The organism is Phocaeicola faecalis (assembly GCF_021730445.1).
Classification (GTDB): domain Bacteria; phylum Bacteroidota; class Bacteroidia; order Bacteroidales; family Bacteroidaceae; genus Phocaeicola; species Phocaeicola faecalis.
Genome location: NZ_JADNRM010000009.1, coordinates 150955 through 158344 on the forward strand (window position 1 = coordinate 150955; position 7390 = coordinate 158344).

Annotated in this window: 6 protein-coding genes; 1 reads left to right on the forward strand and 5 read right to left on the reverse strand. The window is 45.2% G+C overall.

What is annotated here, in order from left to right; all coding sequences use genetic code 11:
* Positions 1 to 36: 36 nt before the first annotated feature.
* Positions 37 to 1605, forward strand: coding sequence for a sulfatase family protein (locus tag IR173_RS10845; RefSeq protein WP_237039618.1), 1569 nt, complete (start codon positions 37 to 39; stop codon positions 1603 to 1605).
* Between the two features lie 218 nt (positions 1606 to 1823).
* Here IR173_RS10845 and IR173_RS10850 read toward each other — a convergent pair whose 3' ends face one another.
* From IR173_RS10850 to IR173_RS10870, 5 genes are all read right to left on the reverse strand, one after another.
* Positions 1824 to 2996 carry a DUF4861 domain-containing protein gene (locus tag IR173_RS10850; protein WP_237039619.1) on the reverse strand — a complete coding sequence of 391 codons (1173 nt, stop codon included), beginning with the start codon at positions 2994 to 2996 and terminating at the stop codon, positions 1824 to 1826.
* A gap of 214 nt (positions 2997 to 3210) precedes the next feature.
* A complete protein-coding gene (locus IR173_RS10855) occupies positions 3211 to 4005 on the reverse strand; it encodes a gluconate 5-dehydrogenase (protein WP_237039620.1) in 795 nt (264 codons plus the stop codon).
* A gap of 134 nt (positions 4006 to 4139) precedes the next feature.
* Complete coding sequence (gene kduI / locus IR173_RS10860; protein ID WP_237039621.1) at positions 4140 to 4982, reverse strand: 5-dehydro-4-deoxy-D-glucuronate isomerase; 843 nt, start codon at positions 4980 to 4982, stop codon at positions 4140 to 4142.
* Between the two features lie 177 nt (positions 4983 to 5159).
* Positions 5160 to 6566, reverse strand: coding sequence for a D-alanyl-D-alanine carboxypeptidase/D-alanyl-D-alanine endopeptidase (gene dacB, locus IR173_RS10865; RefSeq protein WP_237039622.1), 1407 nt, complete (start codon positions 6564 to 6566; stop codon positions 5160 to 5162).
* A 513-nt stretch (positions 6567 to 7079) separates the two neighbouring features.
* Positions 7080 to 7289, reverse strand: coding sequence for a hypothetical protein (locus tag IR173_RS10870; protein WP_237039623.1), 210 nt, complete (start codon positions 7287 to 7289; stop codon positions 7080 to 7082).
* Between the last annotated feature and the right edge of the window lie 101 nt (positions 7290 to 7390).

The following is a 7390-nucleotide window of genomic DNA, read 5'->3' on the forward strand; positions in this document are numbered from 1 at the left end:
CCGGTCGAAAACTATCCAAACAAAAAACACAAGAACATGATGAAAAGAAAAACACTTCAATTACTGACCGGCGCATTGCTTTGCCAACCATTATCGGCAGGAGAGCTCCAAGCGCAAGAACAAGACAAAGAACGTCCCAATATCCTGTTTATTCTCTCCGACGACCACACCTCACAGGCATGGGGAGTGTACGGAGGTATATTGGCTCCGTATGTAAAGAACGACAATATCAAACGCCTCGCCGATGAAGGATGCGTGTTGGATAACTGCTTTTGCACCAATTCTATCTCCGCCCCCAGCCGGGCCACTATCCTGACAGGCGCTTACAGTCACATTAACGGAGTAAGGACACTGGAAGACAGCTTCGACCGTAATCAGGACAATATCGCCAAACAAATGCAGGCAGGCGGCTATCAAACAGCTCTTTTCGGCAAATGGCACCTCAAGACACAACCCTCCGGCTTCGACACCTTCAGCGTGTTCCATGACCAAGGAGAATACATCAACCCGCTTTTCAAAACAGCCGACAACTGGAAAGATGATACGGAAGAACGTAGCGGCATAGAAGAGAAAGGCTTCTCAACCGACTTGGTGACAGACAAATGTATCCAATGGATGGAAGAACGCAACACCGATAAACCGTTCATGCTTTGCTGCCATTTTAAAGCAACCCATGAGCCATGGGATTTCCCCGAACGCATGAAACATCTATATGATGATGTAACCTTTCCCGAACCAGACACCATGATGGAATTCGATACCATTGCTTCGGGACGTACTTTCACCGGACGTCAACTTGAAAATATGGGTTGGCGATGGGAACAGGCATCCAAAGGCCCGTGGTGGTGCCAATATCCGGAACTCCCCTTCAGCACCGAAGGCATGGACAGCATTTCCGCCCGAAAGAAGATATACCAGAAAATGATAAAAGACTATCTGCGCTGCGGCGCCACCATCGACGACAATATAGGCCGTCTGCTCCGCTATCTGGACGAAAAAGGACTGGCAAAGAATACCATTGTCATTTATGTATCAGACCAAGGATATTTCTTGGGAGAACATGGATTCTTTGATAAACGAATGATGTATGAGGAACCGCTCCGTATGCCGTTTGTCATCCGTTATCCAAAGGAAATACCCGCCGGCACACGCAACAAGGACATTATCCTGAACACAGACTTTGCAGCCATGCTTGCCGACTATGCCCACGTAAAGGCTCCAGACAAATCGCAAGGGCAAAGTTTCCGCAACAACCTTGCCGGAAAAACATCCGGCCATTGGCGCAAAGATATGTACTATCGTTATTGGACACACCACACCATTCGCCCGGCACACATCGGTATCCGCAATGAACGCTATAAACTTATGTTCCTTTACGGAAACAGGTTGGATGCCACTGGTTCGGACGATACTCCGACTGCTCCGTCGTGGGAATTCTATGACTTACAGAAAGACCCGCACGAGAATCACAACGCATATAAGGATGCCGAGTATGCTCCGGTTATCAAAAAAATGAAGGCACGCTTGCTGGAACTGAGGAAAGAGGCGAATGACGAAGACAAGAAATCGGAAGTGATGCAGGAAATAATCAAAAAGAACTTTTAAGATACAACAAAAGAAAGAAAGGGGCTGTGAGAATTCCATAAGGAAGAGTAAGCAGTTCCTTACCGAAGACTAAGGCTTTTCGGACGTAATAATCCGCTATAGGAAACCAATCATCATTCTTCGTTTCATCATCGTATTCCGGTTATTCAATAAAAAGAAAAAGTTACCTTAAAGCACACGGCTTTTCAGGTAACTTTTTAATCATCCACTATATTCTTTTACTTCACAGTCACTGTCAATGGGTTACGCACCTGCTGAGCAAAGTTCTCCAAATACTTCGTCCATTCGGTATCGGCTGCAAAACCATATTTGCTCCAGCCCGAACCCCAATAGTAAACATATTCAGTTCCCGGCTCATAATCACTGATACCCAACACATGTCCGAGAGCACCGCCATGTTCTTTCCTTTCTGTTTCAGGGAAGAACTGCGCTTTTGCAGCATTCAGGCTGGCAGGAAATACAGCACCCACATAAATAATACCGTTATTGTTTCTCGGATTCTGGGTAGAATCGGCATAAGCAATATACCCGGCATTGGAATCGAAAGAATATCCCGTCGGGTTTTCTTTATGAATAACGATACCGGCCACAATAGGAGTCACTTCCTTCAAATCAGTATACGAAATCACTGTTTTGTTCAACTGTGAACCTTTATCCAAAGAAATGACACGAGTTTCCACCACATTGCTATCTCCTTTTATAATCAATGGATTATAAACCAATTTTGCCGTGAAACGGAGCGGACCATTGTCCAGCACCTCACATTCTTTCCAGCAATACGGATAAGCAATGGTGCTATCGGGGAACAAAGCAGCTGTACCGCCGCCCAATGTAGGCCCTACTGCATACACATCCATACCGTTTCCGTGGTCTACATGATAAGAGATATTCCTATTCAGCTCACCGTCATAACGGTCTTCCACCACCGGTTCGGGCACACGTTTGGTAAATACGTCATAACCATAAGCCCTCTCTCCGGTTGCCTGAAGTGCAGGGCCATAAGCACGGTAAGCGGCACGGTCGTTTTCCCAAGCAATATCATCTACACGCTCAGGATAAACACGACCGCAGGAAATGACATCCACCGGTTGCGGATTACCCGGTTTAATAGTATAAGTAGCTGTAGAAGATGCCTTTACCGAGGTAGGGAAAATAAGCATATCATTATAAGTGACCTGATAAGGAACTTCCAGGTCGTTTTCATCCAATACAATTACTTGCGCCGTATCCGGCAATTGCAACTTAGATGAAATCTCCGCCATAGATACTTCCACCATCTCACCGCTACGGTCCATAGCCAAAGGATTAGTGACAGTTACAGTAACCGGCTGCTGTTGTGAACAGGAACACAACGAACATGCCGCTGCCACTACTAAAAAGATTTTCTTCATATTATCTATTTAATGAAAGGAGAATGGGGTTGTGTCAAAACGTGGATAATGCTGTCGTTTCGTTCGTAGGGGCGAGGTTCGCTCGCCCGAAAACAGTTTGCTTTGTGTCTTCGGGCAGGCAAACCCTGCCCCTACAGCTGACGATTGGATAGGCCGGTTTAGTTTTGACACACTCCCATCCGTACCTGAAAACAGCCCTTTCCGGGCATTTATATTATTTGGGTTGTTTACCGATATAAGCCAAAATACCACCGTCAACGTAAAGCACATGACCGTTGACAAAGTCAGAAGCATCTGATGCCAGGAACACAGCAGGACCCTGCAAATCTTCGGGAGTTCCCCAACGTGCAGCCGGAGTCTTGGCGATGATGAACTGGTCGAACGGATGACGTGAGCCATCAGCCTGAAGTTCACGCAACGGAGCTGTTTGAGGAGTAGCGATGTAACCCGGGCCGATACCGTTACACTGAATATTGTACTCACCGTATTCAGAAGCAATGTTACGGGTCAACATCTTCAAGCCACCTTTAGCGGCTGCATAAGCAGATACAGTTTCACGTCCCAGTTCACTCATCATAGAGCAGATATTGATAATCTTTCCATGACCTTTTTTAATCATACCGGGGATAACGGCTTTAGATACGATAAACGGAGCATTCAAGTCAACGTCGATAACCTGGCGGAATTCTGCTGCGCTCATATCACACATCGGGATACGTTTGATAATACCTGCATTGTTTACAAGAATATCGATAACGCCTACTTCTTTTTCTACCTGTGCCACCAAAGCGTTCACTTGCTCTTCGTTGGTAACGTCACATATATAACCGAAAGCCTTAATGCCTTTTTCCTTATAAGCAGCCAAACCTTTGTCTACCAATTCCTGCTTGATATCGTTGAAAACGATAGTAGCACCAGCAGCAGCAAACGCCGATGCAATAGCAAAACCAATTCCGTAAGAAGCACCTGTTACGAGAGCTACCTTACCTTCCAATGAAAAATTCACCATAGTAATTAATTTAATGTTTTAGTATAATAATTTATTTCTTGTATTCTCTTATCCATTACGACGCCCAAAGGTAATAAAAAACTTCCGTTATCGCACACAAAACGTTTAATAAAACTCTTTTCCGTCTTACTTTCTTATTTTAAATCTGTTATCAGAGAAAAGTCCTGGTCTCCATAATCAAGATTTTCGCCACCCATTCCCCAAATAAAGGTATAATTATGCGTAGCAGCAGCACTGTGAATAGACCATTCGGGAGACAGTACAGCCTGCTCTCCTTTCATCCACACATGCCGTGTCTCGTCCACTTCCCCCATAAAATGACAGACAGCATGTTCCTCGGGAACCTCAAAATAGAAATAGGCTTCCATGCGACGGCTGTGTACATGTGCCGGCATAGTATTCCATACGCTTCCCGGTTTCAACTCTGTCATTCCCATCTGCAACTGGCAAGTGGGCAACACCTGACTGACCAACATCTTGTTGATGCAACGATGGTTAGATTCTTCCAACGAACCCATTTCTGCAACGATGGCATCTGCCTTAGTAACCTTTTTATCGGGATAATTACGATGTGCGGTAGTAGAGTTGAAATAAAACTTGGCGGGCCGGCAGACGTCTTTACTTTCAAAAGACACTTCACGGTCTCCCGCTCCCAGATAGAGCGCCTCTTTATAATCCAATTCAAACACGGCATCACCGGCTTTTACTATACCGGGGCCTCCCACATTGAATATACCCATTTCGCGGCGGGTTAGAAAATAAGGAGCTTTCAAAGGCTCGATAGCTTCGAGTTTCAGTACTTCACCTACGGGTTGGGCTCCCCCTACCACCATACGGTCGTACATAGAATATACTATATTTACCTCATTATCCGAAAAAACCTTTTCTATCAGAAAGTCGCGACGTATCCTTGCGGTATCATAGCGCTTGGCATCTTCGGGATGAGCGGCATAGCGGATTTCATAATTTGTTTTCATACGCTATTTTATGTGTTTTATGGTATTCTTTTGATTTCTACTTGGGCAAAGTTACAAAACATTTACAGCTTCAAGATACAGTAATCGTTCAGAAAAGGTGTAAATTTTGTCCATCCTGTCGCAAAAACACTTTCACTTACCCTTAAATGCGCTGCCCTGCAGACAGGAACCCCCATATTAGCGAGAAAGAATATCGCAAACTTTATCTTGGAAAGCACGCGCACGGCTTAATTTCAGCACATTCTGATTAATGATAACGAAAGCCAGTTGATGTCCGTCAGCCCCTTTCACATATCCAGCCAAAGAACTCACTCCGGTCACCGAGCCGGTCTTGGCACGAACATTCCCCCGGGCCTTGGTTTGCTTCATACGATATTGCAATGTGCCGTCCACTCCGGCAATGGGAAGAGCATCATACAACGGCAAAAAGATATCCCGATGATAATAGGCATACTTCAAATACTCCAACAATAGCCGCGGAGAGATATAATTATATAAGGATACCCCGCTACCATCGGCTATTTTATAATAATCAGGATTAAAGCCAAGTACATCCTTCATAAAACCGGCAATGGCCTCCGTTCCGTCACCGGCAGTCACCCGGTTGTGTGAGGCATGTTTGGCGGCAAGATGATAAAACATGGATTCGGCACACAAGTTATCACTCTTCTTCAAAGCACGTTCCAACACTTGTTTGATAGGCCTCCTGATGGTATAAAGAGTTGCAATACTGTCACTGGCGGTGGGACAATCAGCATAAGTATGCACACCGGAGGTAATTCCCTTCTCTTCCAAACGTTGGATAAACGTATGGAAAAGAAAATCCTTGGAAGTATAAATATTCACTTGCCCTGTGTATGGCCCGGATACGTTGCCCGAAACCGTTATCACATTACCATTGGAAAGCCAGTTGCGGGTGATTTCCAATTTCCCTGCCTGCGGGTTACGGCTCACCGCCCGATTACAAACCCGGTAATAATCTGAAACCGGAGTACAACGCACTGTCGGCAAAGAATCTTTCTGAGCAGGCGAAACAGACACATCCACACAACCGCGATTCAGCATCAGAGGAGAAAGATAAGGCTGGAATGAATAAGGAGTATCATCCCACGACCACCCCGGTCCCCAATATACGGAATCCATCATCGAGACATCGGCAGCAATGGTATCCGTCACATACCGGATACCCTGCGCTTCCACCGCCGCCACGAGGCTATCCAGGTCTTCATCCATCAGCTCCGGGTCAAAGCCCCCTATCAGATAAAGATTCCCTTTCAGTGTATCATTCTCTATTTTCCCGGTATAGCGAAGATGGGTATCCATTGTATAATCTGCCCCAAGACGGGCAAGCGCTGTGACAGAAGTAATCACCTTCTCAATGGAAGCAGGGCGATACAGTTTCTCATCCTGATACCGATAAAGAGATTCACCCGTGGTCAGGTCGAAGACCGTGATACCAACTTCGGAAGTTTTCAGGATTTCGTCGTTCAGCAAAGCATCCAGCCTTTGGGAAACAGGTTGACTCTGGGCATAAATAGCACAAATAGTCAAGTTCAGTAATAAAAATAATACGGCTCGTTTCATTGATAGATGTATTTCCAAGAATAAAATTCATTCTAAGCCTGTTTAAAACAGGGTGGCAATATATAACAAAAGCATGGAACCTGCAAGAAAGAAAGCGAAAATCTGTTTCTCCCTTCCTCCTTTCATTAGTCGTTGAAACGCCCTGTTAATGGGGCTTCCGGTAGTGAATGGACATTCCGTATTGTCGTTTCAGCCTCCTTTCATCTGTAAAACTTCTTCCGGCTTTTGAACTTTTTCGATAATACTTTACGGTAGGGGCGGCCCCATGTGTCCGCCCAATGACCCCAATAACTTAAAGTGAACTGTTCTCGGGAGTGTGTCAAAACTAAACCAGCCTATCCAATCGTCAGTTGTAGGGGCAGGGTTTGCCTGCCCGAAGACACAAAGTAAACTGTTTTCGGGCGAGCGAACCTCGCCCCTACGAACGAAACGACAGCATTATCCACGTTTTGACACAACCCCTTTTGGCTTATGAGAGTTTCGAGACACCTTCTTTATTGTGTTGGTATGTTTTTATGGAATCATTATTTTCTGATGCCGCACTTCCGTTCCGTTCGAAATGCTTAAGTGATAAACTCCCGAAGCCCATGAGTACGACATCAGGTTAGTAGGGTCCGGGTTATAATAGTCACCATTGGCATCTGTTCCTGTGGCTATGTATTCTCCAAAAATATTCCATTCACAAGGACCGGTGGGAGTATCGGTCAGAATCAATATAGTCACTTCCTAATAAATAGAAATTGATTTTTGCAGAAGCGTAATAACCATTTAAATTAGTTATGACTGTTTGCGCTACTTCCTCTTTATTAAATCCCACTCCGCTA

Excerpts from the sequence above, each read along its gene's own strand:
- IR173_RS10850 (WP_237039619.1), bottom strand. The coding sequence starts at position 2,996 with ATGAAGAAAATCTTTTTAGTAGTGGCAGCGGCATGTTCGTTGTGTTCC.
- IR173_RS10845 (WP_237039618.1), top strand. The coding sequence starts at position 37 with ATGATGAAAAGAAAAACACTTCAATTACTGACCGGCGCATTGCTTTGC.
- dacB (WP_237039622.1), bottom strand. The coding sequence starts at position 6,566 with ATGAAACGAGCCGTATTATTTTTATTACTGAACTTGACTATTTGTGCT.
- kduI (WP_237039621.1), bottom strand. The coding sequence starts at position 4,982 with ATGAAAACAAATTATGAAATCCGCTATGCCGCTCATCCCGAAGATGCC.
- IR173_RS10855 (WP_237039620.1), bottom strand. The coding sequence starts at position 4,005 with ATGGTGAATTTTTCATTGGAAGGTAAGGTAGCTCTCGTAACAGGTGCT.